General features: G+C 35.3%; 2 protein-coding genes. Both read right to left on the bottom strand.

Translation table 11 applies throughout. From position 1 onward, the window contains the following. A partial coding sequence (locus tag ACFIJZ_RS10030; RefSeq protein ID WP_375632023.1) for a Rha family transcriptional regulator occupies positions 1 to 197 on the bottom strand: 197 nt, incomplete at its 3' end. A 14-nt stretch (positions 198 to 211) separates the two neighbouring features. Then, entirely contained in the window at positions 212 to 574 is a 363-nt protein-coding gene (locus ACFIJZ_RS10025) for an antA/AntB antirepressor family protein (protein ID WP_375632021.1), read from the bottom strand. Between the last annotated feature and the right edge of the window lie 142 nt (positions 575 to 716).

Below are 716 nucleotides of genomic sequence, written 5' to 3'. Positions count from 1 at the left end.
TTACCCTGTTTATCTAAATAGGTGGATCCAAATTTGGATTGACCCCCTTCAGGATATAATTCTCCTAACATTTGTCGAATATCACGCATAATATGCGCATGTTGCTTACCGCATAACTCTGCAATTTCACGACTAGACATGGTTGGAACAGTTGTGTTTTGAAAATTGTTTTCAGATATTGTAATAAAGTTTCGCATCATCACCCCCTTAATTAAGAAAAACATAAGTTTTGGTATAATATTCTGCCATAGTTTCTATGGCGCTCTGCTTTAGCGATTTTCTTTGCTGCGTGAATTTTGAAGTAATGATTATCAGTTTTATCTGTTTCTATTTCAGATTTTGGACAAATCTTCTGTCTGTTCCATTCTTGTTTTGTAAAAACAAAATCCACGCCTTCTTTTAGATCAAGCTTTTCAACACAATCATTAAACCAAGTGGAAAAATCTTGTTTCAAATGTAAGTACCTATGCATTACATGGGCATTGACCATTTGGACATAACCGATTTTGTTGTCTACCTCGTTTTCAGGCGTGAGATATCCTTCACTATGAATATGAGTATCATGTGTGGTCATAAGTTTACTCTAATCAATTATTGATGGGAAAAGGGGAGGCGCTTTTAAAAGCGCCCTTTAGAATTTTTAAAGCACATCACAAGGACGCAAACGGTGTTGTTGTTCGTAAGTACCGTAAATCTCATCATTATATTTTTCGTCT

The organism is Bartonella sp. CL70QHWL (assembly GCF_042194855.1).
GTDB lineage: Bacteria > Pseudomonadota > Alphaproteobacteria > Rhizobiales > Rhizobiaceae > Bartonella.
This window is presented reverse-complemented; position numbering and strand designations above follow the sequence as displayed.

Bases quoted from the DNA above. Each gene is read 5' to 3' on its own strand.
- ACFIJZ_RS10025 (WP_375632021.1), bottom strand. From the start codon at position 574: ATGACCACACATGATACTCATATTCATAGTGAAGGATATCTCACGCCT.